This is a genomic window from Pseudomonas sp. R76, assembly GCF_009834565.1.
In the GTDB taxonomy this organism is placed as follows: Bacteria; Pseudomonadota; Gammaproteobacteria; order Pseudomonadales; family Pseudomonadaceae; genus Aquipseudomonas.
This window is the reverse complement of sequence record NZ_CP019428.1, coordinates 6,456,044-6,478,569: the sequence shown is the minus strand read 5'-3', so window position 1 is coordinate 6,478,569 and position 22,526 is coordinate 6,456,044. Positions and strand designations below refer to the sequence as shown.

The following is a 22,526-nucleotide window of genomic DNA, read 5'->3' as shown; positions in this document are numbered from 1 at the left end:
CGCCACGACAAGCCCGCTCTTCACAATTAAGACGCCAGGCTCTTGCGAAACCTGGCCAACGCCACCGCAAAAAACACTAACCCAATCCCCGCCAGCGCCAGCAAATCCGGCCACACCACACTCACGCCCGCATCCCTGAACAGAATCGCCGCGCTCAAACTCACAAAGTGCGTCGACGGCGAGCCCTGCATCACCCACTGCAACCACTCGGGCATGCTGTCCAACGGCGTGCTACCGCCCGACAGCAACAGCATCGGGATAATCACCGGAATCGCCAGCAAGCCGAACTGCGGCGTCGAGCGCGCCAGGGTGGCGAGGAAGATCCCCAGCGCGGTACTCGCAAACAGATACAGTGCCGTCACAAACAGAAACAGGCTCAGCGATCCGGCCAACGGCACACCGAGCAAGCCTTTGACCACCAGCTCCAGCGACAGCCACGTACACAGCACCACCACCAGCATGTTGCTCCAGATTTTCGCCAGCATGATTTCCAGCGCGGTCAGCGGCAGCACCAGCAGATGGTCGAGCGTGCCGTGCTCACGTTCGCGCAGCAGCGCGGTGCCGGTGAGCACGATGGCGAGGATGGTGATGTTGTTGACGATCTGGATCACCGCCAGGAACCAGCCGCCTTCCAGGTTGGTATTGAACAGCGCGCGGGTGGTGAGCAGTGCGGGTGCCTTCTGGCTGGCGTCGGCCTGGCCGCTGTAGTTGAGCAACTCGCGCTGGAAAATCCGGCCGATATACCCCGCGCCCATAAATGCCTGGCTCATAGCCGTGGCATCCACGTTGACCTGCACACCCGGCTGGCGACCCGCTAACAGGTCAGCCTGAAAATTGGCCGGCACATTGATCACAAAGGTGTACTCGCCACTGTCCATGACCTTGTCCAGTTGGTCGTAGGCCAGCGGCGCAGGCGGCTGGAATTCGGGCGGTTGCAACGCCTCGGCCATCTGCCGCGAGAGCGCGCTGTGGTCTTCATCGACAAACGCCACACTGGCGTTGTGCACCCCAATTACCGAGCCGGCGGCGGGCATATAGATTGCGACCGTAAAGGCGTAGGCCAGAAACAGCAGCAATACACTGTCGTGACGCAGGCTGGTGAGTTCCTTGAGGCCCAGGCGCAGGATATGAGCGAGCTTGTGCATCAGGCCTCCTGCTTCTTGAGCATGATCAGGCTCAGCCCGGTGAACCCGACAAAAAACCCGAACAGCGCCAGGCACTGCGGCCATAACTGGCGCAGGTCCAGGGCCTTGGTGAACGTGCCCACGGCGATGTCCAGGAAATGCCCGGCCGGAAACAGCATGCCCATCGCTGCGGCCGCGCCTTCCAGGGATGAGCGCGGCACGATCAGCCCCGAGAACTGGATGGTCGGCAGGCTGGTGATGATCATGGTGCCGAGGATCGCCGCGATCTGCGTGCGCGTGAACGCCGAAATCAACAAGCCCATGCTGGTGGTGGCCAGCACATACAGCAGGCCGCCGAATGCCAACGCCAGGCCGCTGCCCTTGAACGGCACACCGAACAGCCAGCGGTTCATCGCCACCAACAGCGCCAGGTTGACCAGGCTCACGGCCAGGTACGGCGCCTGTTTGCCCAGCAGGAACTCCAGGCGGGTCAGTGGCGTGGCGTAGAAGTTAGTGATCGAGCCCAGCTCTTTTTCACGCACGATGCCCAGTGCAGTGAGCATCGCCGGAATAAACGCCAGGATCAGCGCCATCACGCCGGGGCCGATGGCATTCACGCTGACCACGTCCTGGTTGTAGCGAAAACGTGTTTCCAGCTTGGCGGCGGCTTGGTTGCTGTGGGGCAGGCTGCTCAGTTCGGCGAGTTGCTGAAGGTTGCCTTGATGGACGGCTTCCACATAGTTACGGCTGGTTTCCGCGCGAAACGGCATGCCACCGTCGATCCATGCGGCCACGGTGGGTTGGCGGCCGGCGTACAGGTCGCGGCCAAAACCCGGCGGGACTTCCAGGGCCAATTTGATTTCCGAGCGTTGCAGGCGCCGGTGCAGTTCGCTCGCATCGCGAATCGGCGCCTGCTCGGCGAAGTAGCGCGAACTGCGGAAGGCTTCGAGGTAGGCGCGGCTTTGTGGGGTCTGGTCCTGGTCATAGACGGCGAAAGCCAGATTCTCCACGTCCAGGGAAATCCCGTAGCCGAAGATCACCATCATGAACATCGCCCCGAGCAAGGCAAAGGCCATGCGCACTTTGTCGCGCAGCAGCTCCTTGCCCTCTCGGCTGGCTACGGCCAATAGCCGTGAGAGGCTGAAGCCGCGTTTACTGACGGGCGGCGGGCTGCTTTCGCTGACGGTTTTGCTCGGCGCGGCGGGCTCGGGTTCGCCTTGGGCCTGCTCCAGGCAGGTGACGAACGCAGCTTCCAGGGTGTCGCCATTGAATTGCTTTTGCAGTGCATTGGGTGTGTCACACGCCAGCACCTTGCCCGCGTGCATCAGGGAAATGCGGTCGCAGCGCTGGGCTTCGTTCATGAAATGGGTGGACAGGAAAATCGTCACGCCCTGCTCGCGGGACAGTTCAATCAGCAGCCGCCAGAAATCATCCCGCGCCGCCGGGTCGACGCCCGAAGTTGGCTCATCGAGGATCAGCACTTCCGGGCGATGCAGCACCGCCACGGCCAATGACAGGCGCTGGCGCAGGCCGAGGGGTAATTCGCCGGAAGGTTGCTCAGCCACGCTGCCGAGGGCGAAGCGTTGGATCAACTCATCGATACGCGTGCGGCTATCGGCCTTGGGCAAGTCGAACAGTTGCGCATGCAGTACCAGGTTTTGCACAACGCTGAGTTCGCCATACAGCGAGAAACTCTGCGACATAAACCCCACACGCTTGCGGGTCGCCAGGTCCTTGGCATTCACCGGGTTGCCGAGCAGCGTGGCACTGCCCTCGGTGGCCGGCATCAGGCCGGTGAGGACCTTCATCGTGGTGGTTTTGCCGCAGCCGTTGGAGCCGAGAAAACCAAAGATCTCGCCGCGTCCAATCGCGAAGCTGACCTTGTTCACTGCCGTGAAATCACCAAAGCGCAGGGTCAGGTCGTGAGCTTCGATGGCGATGTCGGTATTGCCGCTTTCGCGTGGCGGAATCACCAGTGGCTGGTTGTTATGGGCGCTGTCGCCCTGGAAGTGGGTGAAGGCTTCATCCAGTTTGCCGCTGGGTGTTGCGCCTGCCAGCTCGCTGCTCAGGCCGTCGGCAATGAGCTTGCCGCGATCGAGCATCAGGCAATGCTCGAACTGTTCGGCCTCTTCCATGTAGGCCGTGGCCACCAGCAGCGTCAGTTGCGGGCGTTCGCGGCGTACGCTGTCGACCAATTCCCAGAAGCGCCGGCGCGACAGTGGGTCGACGCCGGTAGTGGGTTCGTCGAGGATCAACAGGTCCGGGTCGTGGATCAGCGCGCAGCACAAACCGAGCTTCTGTTTCATACCGCCGGACAACTTTCCGGCCGGTCGCTCGGCGAAGCGCGCGAGGTCGGTGGCCAGCAGCAAGTTGTGCATGCGCTGTTCGCAATCGGCTTTCGACAGGCCAAACAGCGTGGCGAAGAAACGGATGTTCTCGCTGATGGACAATTCGGGATACAGGTTGCCGCCCAGGCCTTGGGGCATGAAGGCGATGCGCGGGTAGAGGCTGTTGCGATGGCGACGGTCTTCGATGGAGCCGCCGAGCACCTCAAGCTGGCCTGCCTGCAGCTTTTTAACCCCGGCGATCAACCCCAGCAGGCTCGACTTGCCCGCGCCATCCGGGCCGATCAGCCCGCAGCGCGTACCCGCGGGCAGGCTGAAGGCGATGTCGACCAGTGCCTGTTGCTTGCCGTAGCGGTGGTTGATGCCGGTGGCGTGCAGCGCCAGGCCGGTCATTGCAGGTTGGCCGGCCAGTCGATATCCGCTGTGCGCACATAACCGGCGCCGGGCATGCCCGGTTTGGCTTGCGGCACGGCGCTGGGTTGGGTCAGGCGCAGTTTGACGCGGAACACCAGCTTCTGGCGTTCGTCACGGGTTTCTACTTCCTTGGGCGTGAACTGCGATTTGGCCGCGACAAAACTGATTTTGGCCGGCAACGGCTGCTGGGGCAGGGCGTCGAGCAGGATGCGCGCTTCACTGCCGACGGTCAGGCGACCGGTGACGGAGGCGGGCAAGTAAAGGTTCATGTATTGATCATTCGGATCAATCAGCAACAACACGCGACCGCCCGCGCCGAGCACTTCGCCCGGTTCGGCCAGGCGTAACTGGATGATGCCGTCGATGGGCGCGCGCAGGCTGCTGTTGTCGATTTCGCTGGTGAGCTGCGCTACCTGGGCCTGGGCGGCGCCGATGGCCGCCTTTACCGCGTTGACCTGGGCCTGCGCGGCAATCACCGCAGCATTGCCGGTGTTCTGGCGCGCTTGCTGCTGGTCGATCAACTGGCTGCTGGCGAAGCCGCGCTTGTACAGCTCCTGGGTGCGCTTGAGTTCCTGGTTGGCCAACAGTTGCTCGCTTTGGCGCAACTGCACGTTGGCCTCGGCGGCGGCGAAGTTTTCCTTGGCGCGCAGCACTTCGGCTTCGGCCTGGGCGCGTTGGGCTTCGAGGGTGCGGGTGTCCATGCGCGCAAGCAATTGGCCCTTGAGCACCTTGTCGCCTTCATCCACACGCACTTCGGCCAGGCGCCCGGGGATCTTGGCGGCGATCTGTACTTCGGTGGATTCCAGGCGCCCGTTGCCCATGCTCAAGCCCGTGGGCAGGCGGTCCTGGGTGGATCGCCAAAAACCGAAGCCGCCGGCGCCCAGCAACAGGGCGATCAGGGCAACGGCAAATAGGCGTGACATAGAACGGTTGGTAGACATGGCTGCATCCTGCGGCATTAGCATCCTAGTTTGACCGGTATCGACCGAGGGGCCGTTGATACCGGTCAAATGAAGCGCAAGCCTAACCCGCTTGGCACGCAGATGCATGCGCCAGAAGTGTGACCGCAGGGTTCTGCCTTTTCAGCGCAGGGCGAGCACCGCTGCCCATTGCTCGGCGGTCACCGGCATCACCGACAACCGGCTGCCTTTTTGCACCAAAGGCAACTCGGCGAGCGCGGTTTGTTGTTTCAAATACCCCAGGCCCAGCACTTTTGGAAACGTCTCGACGTGCGCCACGTTGATTGCGCTCCAAGGGTTTTTCTCGGTGCTGGCCTTGGCGTCGAAATAGTGGCTTTCAGGTTCCAGCGCAGTCGGGTCCGGGTAGGCGGCCTCGATGATTTTGCCGATACCGGCAATGCCCGGCTCGGGGCAGCTGGAGTGGTAGAAGAAAAACTCATCACCAACGGCCATGGCACGTAGGAAATTGCGCGCCTGGTAGTTGCGAACCCCATCCCAGCGGGCTTCGCCGAGCTTTTCCAGGCCGTTGATGGAGAGTTCGTCGGGCTCGGATTTCATCAGCCAGTAGGCCATTTTTGGGCTCCTGAAAAAGGCATTGGGCAAGTTGTCAGGCAATTCCATGACAAACCGACAGTCGGTTGGCGCCAAGGTTTGCGTGTTGGTTCACGTTACCGCAGAATGCCCGCTTTTAAGCTTGACGCAGCTGCAACGGACTACTTTGGAACGTTGTTGTCATCGTGTACGAGGTGCCTGAAGGGGGGCAATCGATGCAACGTAAACCGGATTTACTATGGATTTTGGTTATTTTGTTTGGTCTGGGCGTCGTGACCACCGGGTATGCGCAAAGCTTGTGGTCGAACAAGACCGATGCGCCCGTTGAACTGGCTCAGCAGCAGCCACAACCGTTCAAGCGTTAACACCTTTTCAAGGCGTCTGACTGCAGCGACGTTTCTGCGACATACCACTGCTTATCGGTGACAGTGCCTGCCAGCGGCACGTCCCAGCTCGCTTGCGCCAAGCGCTCGACCTTCTGACATTCATGGGCCAGCCCCAGCAGCATCGGCTTGCGCCAGCTTTGGCGCCGAGCGAGGTAGGCCAGGCTGCGGTCGTAAAAACCGCCGCCCATGCCCAAACGCCCACCCACATCATCGAAGCCCACCAGTGGCAGCAGCACCAGATCGAGCGCCCATACCTGGCGTTGGCGATTGGCGTTCACGCGTGGCTCCAGAATGCGAAAACGGTTGGGCAGCAACTTATCCCCAGGCCGTACGCGCTGGAACACCATCTTGGTGCGGGGCCAGGCGCTGAGCACCGGCAGGTAAGTAGCCTTGCCCCGGCGCTGAGCGGCGCGCAGCAGCAAGCGCGGATCGATTTCACCGTCCGTCGGTAGATACAAAGAGATATGTTTGGCCCGGCGAAACAGCGGGTGCTGTGCCAGTTGCCGATACAGGCCATGTGCTGCCTGGCGCTGCTCGCTCGGCGTCAGGGCGCGGCGGGCTTTGCGCAACATGCGTCGAAGTTGCGGACGGGAAAGCGGCGCAGGTTCGGTCATGGTTTTTCGGCTCATAAAACAATGCCAGTCCTGGGACTGGCATTGAGTTTGGGAATTCAGGCTCCCCGACAGAGCCGCTGTCGACTTAGCCCTTGAACCCGAAAGTTCAAGGTGGAAGATGCAGTAGGCTTTAAGGCTTTCCGTCTAGCGGACATGCACACCAGCCCAACGTGCAACTTCCAGGGTAGTGCGAATCGGCTCAGGGACATCGCCGACTGGCAAACACGCCAGGGAGTGGGGCGAGTATACCTTAAACAGTCTCGGCAATCAGCCCTTGGGTGGCTCTGGATCGGTAGAAAGTACCAGATCGACGCGTTCCAGCAGGTCACGCACTTGCTCGCGCGTCGAGCCGCTGGCCTGCACGTCAGGCCGTTCCTGCTTATGCAGCAAATCGTGGGTAATGTTCAGCGCGGCCATCACAGCGATGCGGTCGGCGCCAATGACTTTGCCGCTGCTGCGGATTTCACGCATCTTGCCATCCAGGTAGCGGGCAGCACTCACCAGGTTGCTGCGTTCTTCCTGGGGGCAGATGATCGAATATTCTTTGTCGAGGATCTGCACGGTAACGCTATTGCTTGAACTCATGAGTCTTGCTCCAGGGCCTTCAGGCGCGAAATCATCGATTCGACCTTACGCCGGGCGATTTCGTTTTTTTCAATGAGGTGAGCGCGTTCCTCGCGCCAGGTCTTTTCCTGAGCTAATAGGAGTCCGTTTTGACTCTTAAGTTGCTCGACCCGATCAATTAGCAACTCGAGTCTGGCCATCAGCGCTTGCAGGTCGGTGTCTTCCATTGGGTTCCACTGGATTTGTCTGATGAATGGCAACTGCAGGGTAAACGATCTGACGCCCTCGATAGTCTTGGTACGTCTGCCGGTGCTAGGATACAGCGCTTCATTCTAGACATTGCGCCGTCTGGCGCCTAGCTCACCATGCCTATTCAGAACTCCCCGTACGACGCTTTTTCCAAACTGCTGAGCTCCAGCGGTCATCCTTGCTCGCCTGCCGAACTGCACGGCGTGCTGTTGGGCCGCAGTTGCACCGGTGTTGGCTTTGATGCCGACAACTGGCTGGCGGATGTGGCCGAGCTGCTGGAAACCGAGCCGACCGAGAACGTGCGTAATGCGCTGATCGGCCTGCAAGAAATGGTCAAAGGCGAGCTGACCGGTGATGACGTCACCGTGGTCCTGCTGCTGCCGACCGACGACGCGCCGCTCACCGAACGCGCTGCCGCGCTGGGCCAATGGTGCCAGGGCTTCCTCCACGGTTTCGGCGTGAACGCCGGCGGCCTGGAACTGAGCACCGACGCCAAGGAAGTGCTGCAAGACCTGGCAGCGATCTCCCAGGTGCAAGACGCCCTGGAAGAGTCCGAAGACGGTGAAGGCGACTACATGGAAGTGATGGAATACCTGCGCGTCGCGCCGCTGCTGCTGTTCACCGAGACCAAGAAATCTGCTGAGCCCGCCGCACCCAAGCCGTCGCTGCACTAAGTAAGGAAGCCCATCTGCCCATGATCCATATCCCGAAAGCGGAATACACCCGTCGCCGCAAGGCGCTCATGGCGCAGATGGAACCCAACAGCATCGCGATCTTGCCGGCCGCCGCCGTGGCGATCCGCAACCGTGATGTCGAGCATGTTTACCGCCAGGACAGCGACTTCCAGTACCTCAGCGGTTTCCCCGAGCCCGAAGCGGTGATCGTGCTGATGCCCGGTCGCCAGCACGGCGAGTACGTGCTGTTCTGCCGCGAGCGCAATGCCGAACGCGAATTGTGGGACGGCCTGCGCGCCGGCACCGAAGGCGCGATTCGTGACTTTGGCGCCGACGACGCGTTCCCCATCACCGATATCGACGACATCCTGCCCGGCCTGATCGAAGGCCGTGACCGGGTGTACTCGGCCATGGGCAGCAACGCCGAATTCGACCGGCATGTGATGGAGTGGATCAACGTGATCCGCTCTAAAGCGCACCTCGGCGCCCAGCCACCGAACGAATTTGTTGCCCTGGATCACCTGCTTCACGACATGCGCCTGTATAAATCGGCGGCAGAAGTGAAGGTGATGCGCGAGGCTGCGCGAATTTCCTGTGCGGCTCATGTGAAGGCGATGCAGGCCAGCCGCGCCGGGTTGTATGAGTTCAGCCTGGAAGCCGAGCTGGATTACGAATTCCGCAAGGGCGGCGCGAAGATGCCGGCCTATGGCTCCATCGTCGCTGCCGGGCGTAACAGTTGCATCCTGCATTACCAGCAGAATGACGCCGTGCTCAAGGACGGCGATCTGGTGCTGATCGACGCCGGTTGCGAGATCGACTGCTACGCCAGCGACATCACCCGCACCTGGCCGGTCAGCGGTAAGTTTTCGCCCGAGCAAAAGGCGATCTACGAGATTGTGCTGGCCTCCCAGGAAGCCGCCTTTGCCGAGATCGCGCCGAACAAACATTGGAACCAGGCCCATGAGGCGACGGTGCGTGTCATCACCGCCGGGCTGGTGAAGCTGGGGCTGTTGCAAGGCGACGTCGACGAGTTGATCGCCAGCGAAGCCTATCGCGCCTTCTATATGCACCGCGCCGGCCATTGGCTGGGCATGGATGTGCATGATGTGGGCGAATATAAAGTGGGCGGCGAATGGCGGGTGCTGGAAGTCGGCATGGCCTTGACCGTGGAACCCGGCATCTATATTTCGCCGGACAACCAGAACGTGGCGAAGAAATGGCGTGGCATTGGCGTACGCATCGAGGACGACGTGGTAGTGACCAAGCAAGGCTGTGAAATTCTGACCGGCGGCGTGCCCAAGACCGTCGCCGAGATTGAAGCGCTGATGGCGGCTGCCCGATGAGCCGGGTCAACCTGGCCATTATCGGCGGCGGCCTGGTGGGCGCCAGCCTGGCGTTGGCGTTGCAGGCAGGCGCCAAGGCGCGTGGCTGGAAGATCGTGCTGATCGAACCGTTTGCGCCGGGTGACAGCTACCAGCCGAGCTACGACGCGCGTTCGTCGGCGTTGTCTTACGGCGCTCGGCAGATTTATCAGCGCTTGGGTTTGTGGCAGGACATTTCCCGCCGCGCCGAGCCGATCAAACAGATTCACGTGTCGGACCGTGGCCGCTTCTCCACCGCGCGCCTGTCCGCCATGGAAGAGGGCGTGCCAGCCCTCGGCTATGTGGTGGAAAACGCATGGCTCGGCCAGTGCCTGTGGCAAGGCCTGGACAAAGAAGTGGTCAGTTGGCGTTGCCCGGCGGAAGTCACCCGCATGGAGCCGCTGCCCGATGGCTATCGCCTGACTCTCAACGATGAAACCGTGCTGGAGTGCGACCTCGCGGTGCTGGCCGACGGCGGCCGCTCCGGTTTGCGCGAGCAATTGGGCATCGGCGTGAAAACCCGGCCCTACAACCAAAGCGCGCTGATCGCCAACATCACCCCAAGCGAAGCCCACAATGGTGAGGCCTTCGAGCGTTTTACCGATGAAGGCCCGATGGCCTTGCTGCCGCTGCCGGACAACCGCTGCGCGCTGGTGTGGACGCGCATCGGCATGGACGCCCAGCGCCTGGCCAACCTCGATGAGCGCAGCTTCCTCAGTGAATTGCAGGGCGTGTTCGGCTACCGCCTGGGCACCTTGAAACAAGTCGGCGCGCGGCACCTGTACCCGCTGACGCTGGTGGAAGCCGAAGAACAAGTGCGCTCGCACCTGGCCGTCCTCGGCAACGCCGCCCACAGCCTGCACCCGATTGCCGGGCAGGGGTTCAACCTGTCCCTGCGTGACGCGAACGCCTTGGCCGAAGCCTTGCTGGCCGGGCCGGCGGTGGCGGGCGATTTGGCGACCCTGCAAAGCTATCGCGAGCGTCAGCACTTGGACCAGAAGCTCACCGTGGGCTTCTCCGATCAAGTCACGCGCCTGTTTGGCAGTGCCCAGCCGTTGGTGGCCTTGGGCCGCAACATGGGCCTGCTCGGCCTGGACCTGTTGCCGCCGGCCAAACGCTGGTTCGCCCGTCAGGCCATGGGCCTGGGCACGCGCCCCGATGCGTAACTGGCTGACCCGCCGCCTGGGCAAGGCGCGGCTGTTGCGCTGGGTTATGTCCTTGTACCCGCCGTACCTGGGCGCGGGAGTTCGGGTGCAAGAACTCAGCGCCGACTTCCGCCATGTCAAGGTGCGCATGGGCCTGGGCTGGTACAACCGCAACTACGTCGGCACGCAATTCGGCGGCAGCCTGTATTCGATGGTCGACCCGTTCTATATGTTGCTGCTGATGGAAAACCTGGGCCGCGACTACATCGTCTGGGACAAAGCCGCGAGCATCGACTTTGTGTCGCCGGGCAAAGGCCCGGTGTATGCCGAGTTCTCCATCGACGAGGCCTTGCTGGACGAGATCCGCAGGCAGACCGAAGGTGGCGAGAAATACTTGCCTCACATCCAGGTGCAGATTCATGACGGCTCCGGCACCTTGGTGGCGCGGGTCGACAAAACCCTTTACGTGCGGCGCAAGCCGCCAGCAAAGCAGGCTTAAAGCATGGACATGCGCGCAGATGTGCTGATTGTCGGGGCCGGAATGGTCGGGAGCGCCCTGGCGCTGGCGTTGCAGGGCAGTGGCCTGCAGGTGTTGTTGCTGGATGGCAGCCCGCTGAGCGTCAAACCGTTCGACCAGGATGCGGCCTTCGAACCCCGCGTAAGCGCCTTGTCGGCTGCCAGCCAGCGCATTCTTGAGCGCCTCGGCGTGTGGGACGGCATCGTCTCGCGGCGCGCCAGCCCTTACGGCGACATGCAAGTGTGGGACGGCAGCGGCACCGGTCAGATCCACTTTTCGGCCGCCAGCGTGCATGCCGAAGTGCTCGGGCATATCGTCGAGAACCGCGTGGTTCAGGATGCCTTGCTCGACCGCCTGCACGACTGCGACCTGGGCCTGTTGGCCAATGCACGCCTGGAACAGATGCGCCGCTCCGGCGATGAATGGCTGCTGACCCTGGCCGACGGCCGCAAATTGCGCGCGCCGCTGGTGGTGGCTGCCGACGGTGCCAACTCCGCCGTACGTCGCCTGACCGGCACCGCCACGCGCGAGTGGGATTACCTGCATAACGCCATCGTCACCAGCGTGCGCAGCAGCCAGGCGCACCAGCGCACGGCGTGGCAACGCTTTACCGACACCGGCCCGCTCGCCTTTCTGCCGTTGGTGCGCGATGGGCAAGAGGATTGGTGCTCGATCGTCTGGTCGACCACACCGGCTGAGTCCGAACGCCTGATGGCGCTGGATGACGACAGCTTCTGCCGTGAACTGGAGCGCGCCTTTGAAGGGCGACTCGGCACGGTGATCAGCGCCGACCCGCGTGTGTGTGTGCCTTTGCGTCAACGTCACGCCAAACGCTATGTGGCCGAAGGCCTGGCGCTGATCGGCGACGCCGCCCACGTGATCCACCCGTTGGCGGGGCAGGGCGTGAACCTGGGTTTCCTTGATGCGGCGGTGCTGGCCGAAGTGCTGCTGGCGGCGACCGAACGCGGCGAGCGCCTGGCGGATGTGAAGGTGCTGAGCCGTTACGAGCGTCGGCGCATGCCGCACAATCTCGCGCTGATGGCCGCGATGGAAGGTTTTGAACGGTTGTTCCAGGCCGATCAGCTGCCACTGCGCTGGTTGCGTAATGCCGGGTTGAAACTGGTCGACCAGATGCCGGAAGCCAAAGCCGTCTTCGTCCGCCAGGCCTTGGGTTTGACAGGCGATCTCCCGGAGCTGGCCAAACCCTGAACTTGAAATACCAACCCTTGTGGGAAAGAGCTGTGCAACATCTGGTAACGCCTGCACCGAGCGCCACCAAATGTGAGTCCCTATCATTTGCTTTCAATTTGCATATGAGAGACCGCACCCATGTTGGCACCCAAACGCCTCCTGACTGCCCTGGCACTCACCCTTATCGGCAGCACCACCGTGCAGGCAGCCGACGAAGTCGTGGTCTACTCCTCGCGCATCGATGAACTGATCAAGCCGGTGTTCGACGCCTACACCAAAAAGACCGGCGTGCAGGTCAAGTTCATCACCGACAAGGAAGCCCCGCTGATGCAGCGGATCAAGGCCGAAGGCGAAAACGCCACGGCTGACCTGCTGCTCACCGTTGATGCCGGCAACCTCTGGCAAGCCGAACAGATGGGCATTTTGCAGCCGTTCACCTCCGAGGTGATCGACAAGAACATTCCCCTTCAATACCGCTCTTCGAACCACGCCTGGACCGGCTTGAGCCTGCGCGCGCGGACCATCGCCTATTCCACCGACCGGGTAAAACCGGGTGACCTGACCACTTACGAAGCCCTGGCCGACAAGCAATGGGAAGGCCGCTTGTGCCTGCGCACAGCGAAGAAGGTCTACAACCAATCGCTGACCGCCACGCTGATCGAAACCCATGGCGCGGCCAAGACCGAAGAAATCGTCAAAGGCTGGGTCAACAACCTGTCCACCGATGTGTTCTCCGATGACATCGCCGTGCTCGAAGCCATCAACGCCGGGCAGTGCGACGTGGGTATCGTCAACACCTACTACTACGGCCGCCTGCACAAGCAGAAGCCGGACCTGGCAGTGAAGCTGTTCTGGCCGAACCAGGGCGACCGTGGTGTACACGTGAACCTGTCGGGCATCGGCCTGACCAAGCACGCGCCGCACCCGGAAGCCGCCAAGGCCTTGGTGGAATGGATGACCACGCCTGAGGCGCAGAAGATCTTTGCCGATGTGAACCAGGAATTCCCGGCCAACCCGGCCGTGCCGCCGTCGGCGGAAGTGGCGACCTGGGGCAAGTTCGTGGCCGACACCTTGCCGGTGGAAGTGGCGGGCAAGCGCCAGGCCGAGGCGATTCGGTTGATGGATCGCGCTGGCTGGAACTAAGTACAATTTGTAAGACGCCGCCGATCTAAATGTGGGAGCGGGCTTGCTCGCGAATGCGTCGTGTCAGTCGATACATGTGTGACTGATACACCGCTTTCGCGAGCAAGCCCGCTCCCACTTTGGTTCGAGGTGACGTCTAAATCATCATTTCTTAGAGAGCTTTTTCTTGGCCCACCCCGCCCAACGCCGCTGGTACCTGCCGGTCTTCACCGTCGCCGCCCTGGTGCTGCTGCCGCTGAGCGTGCTGTTGCTGTCCTGGCAAAGCATCGATCAACAGATCTGGTCCCATCTGTGGGAAACCCAGATGCCACGCCTGCTGGGCAACACCTTGACGCTGGTGCTGGGCGTCGGCGTCGGCGTGACGCTATTGGGCGTAAGCCTGGCCTGGTTGACCAGCCTCTGCGAATTCCCTGGGCGGCGCTGGCTCGACTGGGCGTTGATGTTGCCCTTCGCGATTCCGGCCTACGTACTGGCTTTTGTGTTTGTCGGCTTGCTGGATTTTTCGGGGCCAGTGCAAACCTTGCTGCGCGAGTGGTTTGGCAACGGCCTGCGCCTGCCACGTGTACGTTCCACCAGCGGCGTGATCATCGTGTTGGTGCTGGTGTTCTATCCCTACGTCTACCTGCTGGCGCGTACGGCGTTTTTGGCTCAGGGCAAAGGCCTCATGGAAGCGGCGCGGGTGCTGGGACAATCGCCCTGGCAAGCGTTCTGGCGCGTGGCGTTGCCCATGGCACGGCCGGCGATCGGTGCCGGTGTCGCCCTGGCGTTGATGGAGACCCTGGCGGATTTCGGCGCTGTCTCGGTGTTCAACTTCGACACCTTCACCACGGCCATCTACAAAACCTGGTACGGCTTTTTCAGCCTTTCCAGCGCCGCCCAGCTGGCCAGTCTGTTGCTGTTGGTGGTGATGCTGGTGCTCTACGGCGAACGGCGTGCTCGCGGGGCCAGCCGCCCGAGCAATGAGCGGCCACGGGGCAAGGCGTTGTATCACCTGCGTGGGGTCAAGGCAGCGGCAGCCAGCACGTGGTGTGGCTTGGTATTCGCCTGCGCCTTTGTCATCCCGATGCTGCAGTTGGTCGCCTGGTTCTGGCAGCGTGGGCGGTTTGATCTGGATGAGCGCTATACCGGTTTGATTGTCCACACCCTTTATCTGGGCGGCATCGCGGCGCTGATTACGGTCAGCGTGGCGTTGATATTGGCCTTTGCCAACCGCCTGGCGCCGACCCGGGCGATTCGCTCCGGCATCAGCCTGGCCAACGTCGGCTATGCCTTGCCGGGTTCGGTGCTGGCGGTGTCGATCATGTTGGCGTTCAGCTACCTGGACCGTGAGCTGGTGGTGCCGTTGTCGGGCTGGCTCGGCGGCGCGGGCAAGCCCTTGTTGCTGGGCAGCCTGTCGGCATTGGTGCTGGCCTATCTGGTGCGATTCCTGGCGGTGGCCTATGGGCCGCTGGAAAACAGCCTCGCGCGAATCCGCCCGTCGTTACCCGAAGCAGCCCGCAGCCTTGGGGTGAGTGGGCCGCGACTGTTTTGCAAAGTGTATCTGCCACTCTTGCTGCCGGGCACGTTGAGCGCGGCGCTGTTGGTGTTTGTCGATGTGCTCAAGGAAATGCCCGCGACCCTGCTGATGCGCCCGTTTGGCTGGGACACCCTGGCGGTCCGGATCTTTGAAATGACCAGTGAAGGTGAATGGGCGCGCGCCTCGTTGCCGGCGTTGACGCTGGTGTTGGTGGGCCTGTTGCCAGTGATCGGCTTGATCCGACGCTCGGCACGACAAATCGGTTAGGTGCCAGTCCTACAGCTTGCAGCTACAATGCGCGGCATTCGGTGCGCTCCGTCTTTCGGAGCGAGTCGCTGTATGCAGCTGCAGGCCTTGTAATCCAGGGCTTTCAGCGCAAACAGCAACTCTGCGCATCTTCGCCAAGCCCGGAAGGAGAAACCCATGGGACAGCGTACGCCTCTGTATGACCTGCATCTCGCCCTCGGCGCGAAAATGGTCGATTTTGGCGGTTGGGATATGCCTTTGCATTACGGCTCGCAAGTTGAAGAACACCATCAGGTGCGACGTGACTGTGGGGTGTTCGATGTATCTCATATGACCGTGATTGATGTCACAGGCCTTCAGGCCAAGGAATGGCTCCAGCGCCTGCTGGCCAATGATGTCGATCGTTTGCATGGCTGCGGCCGTGCGCTTTACAGCGCCATGCTCAACGAGCAGGGCGGCGTGGTGGACGACATGATCGTCTACCGCACCGAAGCCGGTTACCGGCTGGTGGTCAACGCGGCTACGCGTGACCAGGATATGGCCTGGATGCAGGCGCAGTTGGGCCATTACGCGGCGCACCTGCATGAGCGGTCCGAGCTGGCGATGCTCGCTATCCAGGGCCCGCACGCCCGGCAGAAAATCGCCGAGCTGGTCACCCAGTCTCGCGGCACGCTTATCCACCAGCTCAAGCCCTTTGAAGGCCAGGCCGACGGCGATTGGTTTATCGCCCGCACAGGCTATACCGGTGAAGATGGCCTGGAGATTGTCCTTCCCGCTGATCAGGCGCCTGGGTTTTTCAACGACCTGGTCGGTGCCGGTATTTCACCCATCGGCCTGGGCGCCCGCGATACCTTGCGCCTGGAGGCCGGTATGAACCTGTATGGCCAGGATATCCACCAGAATGTTTCGCCCCTGGCGGCCAACATGGCCTGGAGCATTGCCTGGGAGCCTGCCGAGCGCCAATTCATTGGCCGCGCGGCTTTGGAGGCGGAAAAGGCTGCCGGTGTGCAGTTCAAACTGGTCGGGCTGGTGCTGGAAGAACGTGGGGTTTTACGCGCTCACCAAGTGGTTCGTATCGCCAATGTTGGCGAAGGGGAGATCACCAGTGGTAGTTTCTCTCCTACGCTAAGCAAATCCATTGCACTGGCGCGCGTGCCGACGGCAACTGCTGATCGGGCCGAAGTGGAAATCCGTGGCAAGTGGTATCCGGTTCGAGTGGTCAAACCGACCTTCGTGCGTCATGGCAAAACCTTGATCTAACTATTTCCGGCAGGCCTAAGGCCGCTGACATTTCTTCTTGAGGACACAGACTATGAGCGATATCCCTGCCGACCTGCGTTTTGCCGAAAGTCACGAATGGGCCCGTCTGGAAGCTGACGGCACCGTGACCGTCGGTATCTCTGACCATGCTCAGGAAGCGTTGGGTGATGTGGTGTTTGTTGAATTGACCGAAGTCGGCAACGTGTTTGCTGCTGAAGGTCAGGCGGGTGTGGTCGAGTCGGTGAAAGCCGCTTCGGATATCTACTCGCCGATTGCCGGCGAAGTAATCGCGGTGAACGACGCTCTGAGCGGCGAGCCTGAGCTGTTGAACTCCGACCCGTACGGCGCCTGGATCTTCAAGCTCAAGCCAAGCAACCCGGCTGATCTGGAAAAACTGCTGGATGCCGCTGGCTACAAAGCTGCTATCGGCGAATAAACGCAAATAGTTGGAACAGCACAAACCAGTGTGAGAGCTGGCTTGTGTGGGAGTCGGGCTTGCCCGCGATGCAGACAACTCGGTGTGTCAGTCACACCGTGGTGAAGCTATCGCAGGCAAGCCAGCTCCCACACACCTGGCGTATTTGGATTTAACCCGCTTTCAACACCGCTTTTACCGCTGCCACCGACCGCTCCACGTCCGCCTCTGTCATAGCTGTGAACATCGGCAACGACACGATCAAGCGCCCTACACGCTCCGACACCGGGAACATGCCTTCCTTGAAACCCTGCGCCCGATAGAGGCTCAGCAGGTGGATCGGCGGGTAGTGATAGCCAATGCCGACGCCATGGGCTTGCATCTGCTCCATGAGCGTCGCGCGGGCGGGCAGGCCGTCCTGACGCTCCGGCAACACCAGCTGGAACAGGTGCCAGTTGCTGTTCTCGAAATCCGCTGGCGGCAGTTGTGCGCCATATTGCTCTTCGAAGTCACTGCCGAAGCACTTGAAATAGTGCCGCGCCAGGTTCTGGCGATGTGCCGTGATCTTCTCGATGTGGGCGAACTGGCCCAGGCCGATGGCCGCTGCAATGTCGGTCATGTTGAACTTGCCGCCCAACACATCCACGTCCAAGCCGTCGAAGCCGGTACGGGTAACGCCCTGCAGGCGATATTTTTCCGCCAGGCGGGCCTCCTCGGCATTGTTCAATACCAGGCAACCCCCTTCCGAGGAGGTGATGTTCTTGTTGGCCTGGAAGCTGAACGACACGAAGTCGCCGGTGGCGCCAATACGTTCGCCATCCCAGCTGGATCCCAAGGCCTGAGCCGCATCTTCAACGATGCGCAGGTTGTACTTGTTGGCCAGTGCGTACAGCATCGGCATGTCCAGAGGCAGGCCTGCCAGGTAGACCGGGATGATTGCTTTGGTACGCGGGGTAATCGCGGCTTCCACTTGGGCCAGGTCGATATTGCGGGTGACCGGGTCGATATCGGCAAACACCGGCGTGGCGCCTACTTCGAGAATCACGTTGGCCGTGGCGACCCAGGAGATCGGCGTGGTGATCACTTCGTCGCCAGGGCCAATGCCGGCGATGCGCAAGGCAATCTCCATGGTGCAGGTGCCGGAGTTGAAGGTGCGCACCGGGCGGCCGCCAAAGTATTCCGACAGTTGCGCTTCAAATGCCTGCACTTTCGGCCCGCTGGTGATCCAGCCCGAGCGCAGTACATCGCCGACCGCCGAGATGGTGGCTTCATCGATGGTAGGTTTGGAGAACGGCAGAAAGGGCTGTTGGCTCATAACGACGAAGGCATCCGTTTCAGGTAGGCGATGAGTAAGGGCGTATCAGTACCGGCATGGTTGCACGGCTCGACTGAATATAGCCTGTCGCCTGTGAATGAATCGTCATGTTGCGCACAAAAAAATGCCGCTTTATCAGCGGCATTTTTGCAGCAGGTCAGAAGGCGACGCGAGCCTCAAGAAACACATTTTGCTCTTTGAGCTTGCCTTTGAGCTGTTCATCGCGGGCGTTTATGCGGTTAGCGAAGGTGTTGTAGCCGGTCTCCACCTTGCCCATGTCCACGTAACGCCAACCGGTGCCCAGGGTGACTTTTTCGCTGACCTTGGCATCCAGGCCCAAGCCAACGCTGTAGGCGAAATTGTATTGGCGGTTGCTGGCGAACTGACGGTTAGGGTTGCCCTGATAACCTTCGGCATCAATTTGCGCCATGCCTATACCGGCCATACCGTAGAACGACAGCCAGTCGTTGAGCGGGATGTTTTTATAGCCGTTGAGCATCAAGCGCTGGCTGTCGACTTCCAGGCGATTGACGTTGGCATTGAAGGGCGCCCAATAAGAGTCGAACGTCGAGCTGTTGCGTGTGGTGTATTCACCTTCCAGGCGCCAGCCATCAGCAAAGGCGTAACCTGCGGCGAATGAGCCAGTGAATGCTTTGTTGCTATCAGGTGCCTCCACCCGATCAGTCACCCGTGGGCTGGTCAGTTCTGCGCTGGAAAGGTTCTGGCGGGCACTGTTCAGCTTGGCCGAGCCATACCAGCCTTCTGCCTGAGCATAAGGTGTCGCGATAGCGGCGAGGAGCAGCATGGAAGAGAGTTTGCGCATGGGAGTCGATTCACCGGGTAAAAAGGGAATCGGTAGAATGGTGTTCGATGCGCATAGTGATCGACAGGACTTTTCCTGTTCAGCCAGCAACTCTCTTCCTGTCATCGTAGGAAAAAGCGCAAAAAAAATGCCGCTCCCAAGGAGCGGCATTTTTTGTGGGGCGGTGTTACTCGGTCACAGCATTTTTCGCGAGGATGGCGTTGGCCAATTCCATGTCAGTGGCTTGTAAGCCAGGGTTATCGGCGCGTACTTTCTGCATGGCGGCTTCCAGGTATGGGCCACGGATGCCGCCGTCGCTGGCAACAAAGCTGCCTGCGTCGTCTTGAGCGGCGACCACCAGCTTGTGGTCCTTGAACGTCAGGTACGTCGAGCCGGTAGTGGCGCCGGACGAGATGACATTGCGCCAGAAGCTGTCGGCCATGGCTGAGCCGACAGGAAGGGAAAGCACAGCGAGGGTTGCGACAGCATATTTGAGACGCATGATGGGTGACTCCGACTGGGTTATCTGAACAGTTTGATTGTAGATAGCCCAGCCGAGTTCCATCACTGACTAAACAGTTTCGACCTGTAAAATTACGCCGTCCTGACCAGTGACACGTACATGAGCGCCTACTGGACTGTCCGGCCCGGTCGCCATCCACACGCTATCACCGACTTTTATCTTGCCCCGGCCATCAATGATCGCCTGATGCACCATAAAGGTGCGACCGATCAGCTCAGAGCCACGCATGTTCAGCCCCGGCTGGTCACTGACCTTGGCGCTGCTACGCTGGCGTTTCCACCAGTACACGGCGGTCAGGATCGATAGCACGGCGAATAGCAGCAGTTGCCATTCCAGCCCGAGCGGTGGAACCAGGAACTTGATCACGCCCACGGCGGCGGCTGCGATCCCCATCCACAGCAGGTAGCCACCAGCGCCGAACACCTCAAGAATCAGAAGCACCGTCCCCAGTGCCAGCCAATCCCAGAACGACAGATGCTGCAGGAAATCCCACATGGCGATGGCCTCAGCCTTTCTTGTTGTCGAAGGTTGCCTTGACGATTTCGCCGATACCGCCGACGGCACCAATCACTTGGCTGGCTTCCAGCGGCATCAAGATGACTTTGCTGTTGTTGGCCGAGGCCAGTTTACCCAAGGCGTCGATGTATTTTTGCGCAACAAAGTAGTTGATGGCCTGCACGTTACCGGTGGCAATTGCTTCGGAGACCACCTGGGTTGCACGGGCTTCCGCCTCTGCCTGACGTTCACGGGCTTCAGACTCCAGGAACGCGGCTTGACGGCCACCTTCTGCTTCGAGGATCTGCGCCTGCTTCTTGCCCTCGGCAGTCAGGATTGCGGAGGCTCTCAGGCCTTCAGCTTCCAGGATTTGTGCGCGTTTGATCCGCTCGGCTTTCATCTGGCCGGACATGGCGGCCATCAGGTCGGCAGGTGGGCTGATGTCCTTGATCTCGATCCGGGTGATCTTGATGCCCCACGGCGCCGTTGCTTCATCGACGGTGCGCAGCAGTTTTTCGTTGATACCGTCACGTTGGCTCAGCATCGCATCCAGCTCCATGGAGCCGAGTACGGTACGGATGTTGGTTTGCAGCAGGTTACGAATGGCATGCTCGAGGTTGTTGACCTCGTAGGCGGCCTGGGCGGTGTTGACCACCTGGAAGAAGCACACGGCGTCGATCTGCACGGTGGCGTTGTCGGCGGTGATCACTTCCTGGGGTGGGATATCCAGCACGCTTTCCATCACGTTGATCTTGCGACCGATGCGGTCCATGACCGGGATGATGATGTTGAGGCCGGGTTTGAGGGTGTTGGTGTAGCGGCCGAAACGCTCGACTGTCCATTGGTAGCCCTGGGGCACCACTTTAAAACCCATGAACAGGATGGCCACGGCCAAACCCACGAAAAGAAGCAGTACGGTTCCGATCTGCATTGCGATTCCCTATCTGATGGTGTCAGTGAAACAACGTTCGGTCGATTGTAACGGTCTGGTCACAGATAAGGACGGTTTCACGGCCCAACAATAAAAGCATTTGTATCTGAATCCCCAGGCGTTACCCGTAATACTTCTGCCAGGGTTGTCAGCCCGGCGTTGACTTTGTCGATGCCGGCCATGCGCAGGCTGTGCATGCCTTGCGCCAGCGACGCACGGCGTAGAGCTTGCACGTCGGCGCCAGGGGTGATCAGCGCCTTGAGCTTCTCGTCCACCACCATGATTTCGTAGAGCCCGGCCCGGCCTCGATAACCGCTGTCACGGCATTGCGCGCAGCCGACAGCCTCGTGCGCATCGCCCGGAGTATTCACCGCACGCTTGCAGTGCGGGCACAAAAGCCGCACCAAGCGCTGAGCCATCACCCCTATCAGCGTAGCTTTGATCAAATAATGAGCAATGCCCAGCTCCTGCAAACGGCTGATGGCGCTGGGTGCATCGTTGGTGTGCAGCGTCGACAGCACCAAGTGCCCGGTAAGTGCGGCCTGGATCGCCATTTCTGCGGTTTCCTGGTCACGAATCTCACCGATCATGATGATGTCCGGGTCTTGGCGCAGCAGGGCGCGAATGCCACTGGCGAAGGTCAGGTCGATATTGTGCTGCACTTGCATCTGGTTGAAGGCGGGTTCCACCATTTCTATCGGGTCCTCCACCGTGCACAGGTTGACCTCGCGGGTCGCCAGCCGCTTGAGTGTGGTGTAGAGCGTACTGGTTTTGCCCGAGCCGGTCGGCCCGGTGACCAGGATGATGCCGTTGGCCTGACGGGTCATGGCGTGCCAGCGCTGCTGGTCTTCAGACGACAAGCCTAGCTGGTCAAAATCCTTGAGCAGCACCTGTGGGTCGAAAATCCGCATCACCAGTTTTTCGCCAAACGCCGTCGGCAAGGTTGAAAGACGCAGTTCCACTTCGACGCCCGCCGGGCTTTTGGTCTTGACCCGGCCGTCCTGGGGTTTGCGTTTTTCCGCCACATTCATGCGGCCCAGGCTTTTCAGGCGGCTGACCACCGCCATGGTGACCTGGGGCGGGAATTGATAGACGTCATGCAACAATCCGTCGATGCGAAAACGCACCCGGCCCTGTTCGCGACACGGTTCTATATGGATATCGCTGGCCCGTTGGCCAAAGGCGTACTGCAACAGCCAGTCGACGATATTTACGATATGCGCGTCATTGGCGTCCGGTTCCTTGTCACCGGCGCCGAGGTTGAGCAGGTCGACGTTGCCCGCCACCGCCACCTTTTGATCCGCGCCGCTGACCGACTTGGCCAACCGGTAAAACTCGTCGATGCAACGCTGAATGTCCTTGGGGTTGGCGACCACGCGTTTGATCGAGCGCTTGAGCACTTGCGCCAACCCAGCCTCCCATCCACAGACATACGGCTGGGCACTGGCGACGGTAACGGTCTGCGCATCCACAGCCACCGCAAGAATGGCATGGCGTTGCGCGAACGCATGGGACATCAATGGCACCACCGTCGCCACGTCGATATTCAGCGGGTCGATACGCAGATAAGGCTGCCCGACATGCCCGGCAAGCCATTGTGTCAGCGTTTCGAGGCAAGGCCCCAGCGCCGCGATGCATTCCAAAGGATGTTGAATAGAGGGTTCCGTCGCCAACCGTTGCGCCATGTCCGCTGTCACCAGCCCTTGTTCAACCAGGTCAGGCAGCAATTTATGCAGTTCCAGCGGGTGATCGTGCAAAGCGGCGGGCATGCGGATTTCCTGGTTG

Annotated in this window: 23 protein-coding genes and 1 other RNA gene; 10 read left to right on the top strand and 14 right to left on the bottom strand. The window is 60.9% G+C overall.

Translation table 11 applies throughout. The features are described from left to right. Positions 1 to 26 precede the first annotated feature (26 nt). The 4 genes from PspR76_RS29445 to PspR76_RS29430 form a co-directional block, all read right to left on the bottom strand. Positions 27 to 1,145 (bottom strand): ABC transporter permease, encoded by a 1,119-nt coding sequence (locus PspR76_RS29445; protein WP_159960835.1) that lies wholly within the window; start codon positions 1,143 to 1,145, stop codon positions 27 to 29. Continuing rightward, entirely contained in the window at positions 1,145 to 3,862 is a 2,718-nt protein-coding gene (gene rbbA, locus PspR76_RS29440) for a ribosome-associated ATPase/putative transporter RbbA (protein ID WP_159960833.1), read from the bottom strand. Before rbbA ends, PspR76_RS29445 begins: the two co-directional genes overlap by 1 nt. Further along, entirely contained in the window at positions 3,859 to 4,824 is a 966-nt protein-coding gene (locus tag PspR76_RS29435; RefSeq protein ID WP_159960831.1) for an HlyD family secretion protein, read from the bottom strand. Before PspR76_RS29435 ends, rbbA begins: the two co-directional genes overlap by 4 nt. 141 nt (positions 4,825 to 4,965) lie before the next feature. Continuing rightward, on the bottom strand, positions 4,966 to 5,415 hold the full coding sequence (locus tag PspR76_RS29430) for an EVE domain-containing protein (RefSeq protein WP_159960829.1): 450 nt from the start codon (positions 5,413 to 5,415) through the stop codon (positions 4,966 to 4,968). Between the two features lie 194 nt (positions 5,416 to 5,609). Here PspR76_RS29430 and PspR76_RS31115 point away from each other — a divergent pair, with 194 nt between their 5' ends. Next, on the top strand, positions 5,610 to 5,759 hold the full coding sequence (locus tag PspR76_RS31115; RefSeq protein WP_010207387.1) for a hypothetical protein: 150 nt from the start codon (positions 5,610 to 5,612) through the stop codon (positions 5,757 to 5,759). Here PspR76_RS31115 and PspR76_RS29425 read toward each other — a convergent pair. From PspR76_RS29425 to PspR76_RS29410, 4 genes are all read right to left on the bottom strand, one after another. Next, complete coding sequence (locus tag PspR76_RS29425) at positions 5,756 to 6,394, bottom strand: 5-formyltetrahydrofolate cyclo-ligase (protein ID WP_159961675.1); 639 nt, start codon at positions 6,392 to 6,394, stop codon at positions 5,756 to 5,758. The genes PspR76_RS31115 and PspR76_RS29425 overlap by 4 nt on opposite strands. 58 nt (positions 6,395 to 6,452) lie before the next feature. Next, positions 6,453 to 6,631: non-coding RNA, 6S RNA (gene ssrS / locus PspR76_RS29420), on the bottom strand. Between the two features lie 30 nt (positions 6,632 to 6,661). Beyond that, complete coding sequence (locus PspR76_RS29415; RefSeq protein WP_003213956.1) at positions 6,662 to 6,979, bottom strand: cell division protein ZapA; 318 nt, start codon at positions 6,977 to 6,979, stop codon at positions 6,662 to 6,664. After that, complete coding sequence (locus PspR76_RS29410; RefSeq protein ID WP_003177365.1) at positions 6,976 to 7,185, bottom strand: TIGR02449 family protein; 210 nt, start codon at positions 7,183 to 7,185, stop codon at positions 6,976 to 6,978. The genes PspR76_RS29415 and PspR76_RS29410 overlap by 4 nt, the downstream gene beginning before the upstream one ends. Before the next feature lie 138 nt (positions 7,186 to 7,323). Between PspR76_RS29410 and PspR76_RS29405 the strand changes: the two genes are divergently transcribed. The 9 genes from PspR76_RS29405 (at position 7,324) to gcvH (ending at position 16,696) form a co-directional block, all read left to right on the top strand. Further along, positions 7,324 to 7,881 carry a YecA/YgfB family protein gene (locus PspR76_RS29405; protein ID WP_017135268.1) on the top strand — a complete coding sequence of 186 codons (558 nt, stop codon included), beginning with the start codon at positions 7,324 to 7,326 and terminating at the stop codon, positions 7,879 to 7,881. A gap of 20 nt (positions 7,882 to 7,901) precedes the next feature. Beyond that, entirely contained in the window at positions 7,902 to 9,224 is a 1,323-nt protein-coding gene (pepP, locus tag PspR76_RS29400) for a Xaa-Pro aminopeptidase (protein ID WP_159960827.1), read from the top strand. Next, the gene (gene ubiH, locus PspR76_RS29395; protein ID WP_159960825.1) at positions 9,221 to 10,408 is read left to right on the top strand and encodes a 2-octaprenyl-6-methoxyphenyl hydroxylase; all 1,188 of its coding nucleotides are present in this window, start codon (positions 9,221 to 9,223) and stop codon (positions 10,406 to 10,408) included. The genes pepP and ubiH overlap by 4 nt, the downstream gene beginning before the upstream one ends. Next, positions 10,401 to 10,886 carry a DUF4442 domain-containing protein gene (locus PspR76_RS29390; protein ID WP_159960823.1) on the top strand — a complete coding sequence of 162 codons (486 nt, stop codon included), beginning with the start codon at positions 10,401 to 10,403 and terminating at the stop codon, positions 10,884 to 10,886. The genes ubiH and PspR76_RS29390 overlap by 8 nt, the downstream gene beginning before the upstream one ends. Before the next feature lie 9 nt (positions 10,887 to 10,895). Continuing rightward, positions 10,896 to 12,113 (top strand): 2-octaprenyl-3-methyl-6-methoxy-1,4-benzoquinol hydroxylase, encoded by a 1,218-nt coding sequence (locus PspR76_RS29385; RefSeq protein WP_174245690.1) that lies wholly within the window; start codon positions 10,896 to 10,898, stop codon positions 12,111 to 12,113. Between the two features lie 120 nt (positions 12,114 to 12,233). Further along, positions 12,234 to 13,238, top strand: coding sequence for an extracellular solute-binding protein (locus PspR76_RS29380; protein WP_159960819.1), 1,005 nt, complete (start codon positions 12,234 to 12,236; stop codon positions 13,236 to 13,238). A 166-nt stretch (positions 13,239 to 13,404) separates the two neighbouring features. Beyond that, positions 13,405 to 15,021, top strand: coding sequence for an ABC transporter permease (locus PspR76_RS29375; protein WP_159960817.1), 1,617 nt, complete (start codon positions 13,405 to 13,407; stop codon positions 15,019 to 15,021). Between the two features lie 156 nt (positions 15,022 to 15,177). Further along, positions 15,178 to 16,260 carry a glycine cleavage system aminomethyltransferase GcvT gene (gene gcvT, locus PspR76_RS29370; protein ID WP_159960815.1) on the top strand — a complete coding sequence of 361 codons (1,083 nt, stop codon included), beginning with the start codon at positions 15,178 to 15,180 and terminating at the stop codon, positions 16,258 to 16,260. A 52-nt stretch (positions 16,261 to 16,312) separates the two neighbouring features. Further along, positions 16,313 to 16,696 (top strand): glycine cleavage system protein GcvH, encoded by a 384-nt coding sequence (gene gcvH / locus PspR76_RS29365; protein ID WP_159960813.1) that lies wholly within the window; start codon positions 16,313 to 16,315, stop codon positions 16,694 to 16,696. 151 nt (positions 16,697 to 16,847) lie between these two features. Here gcvH and PspR76_RS29360 read toward each other — a convergent pair whose 3' ends face one another. The 6 genes from PspR76_RS29360 to PspR76_RS29335 all read right to left on the bottom strand — a co-directional run bounded on the left by PspR76_RS29360 (position 16,848) and on the right by PspR76_RS29335 (position 22,510). After that, positions 16,848 to 17,990 carry a DegT/DnrJ/EryC1/StrS family aminotransferase gene (locus tag PspR76_RS29360; RefSeq protein ID WP_159960811.1) on the bottom strand — a complete coding sequence of 381 codons (1,143 nt, stop codon included), beginning with the start codon at positions 17,988 to 17,990 and terminating at the stop codon, positions 16,848 to 16,850. 157 nt (positions 17,991 to 18,147) lie between these two features. Further along, a complete protein-coding gene (locus PspR76_RS29355) occupies positions 18,148 to 18,813 on the bottom strand; it encodes an outer membrane protein (RefSeq protein WP_159960809.1) in 666 nt (221 codons plus the stop codon). A gap of 166 nt (positions 18,814 to 18,979) precedes the next feature. Beyond that, the gene (locus PspR76_RS29350; RefSeq protein ID WP_003176799.1) at positions 18,980 to 19,294 is read right to left on the bottom strand and encodes a DUF2388 domain-containing protein; all 315 of its coding nucleotides are present in this window, start codon (positions 19,292 to 19,294) and stop codon (positions 18,980 to 18,982) included. Between the two features lie 69 nt (positions 19,295 to 19,363). Beyond that, complete coding sequence (locus PspR76_RS29345) at positions 19,364 to 19,810, bottom strand: NfeD family protein (RefSeq protein ID WP_159960807.1); 447 nt, start codon at positions 19,808 to 19,810, stop codon at positions 19,364 to 19,366. Between the two features lie 10 nt (positions 19,811 to 19,820). Continuing rightward, a complete protein-coding gene (locus PspR76_RS29340; protein ID WP_024077991.1) occupies positions 19,821 to 20,741 on the bottom strand; it encodes an SPFH domain-containing protein in 921 nt (306 codons plus the stop codon). A gap of 77 nt (positions 20,742 to 20,818) precedes the next feature. Beyond that, complete coding sequence (locus tag PspR76_RS29335) at positions 20,819 to 22,510, bottom strand: GspE/PulE family protein (RefSeq protein WP_159960805.1); 1,692 nt, start codon at positions 22,508 to 22,510, stop codon at positions 20,819 to 20,821. Positions 22,511 to 22,526: the final 16 nt, after the last annotated feature.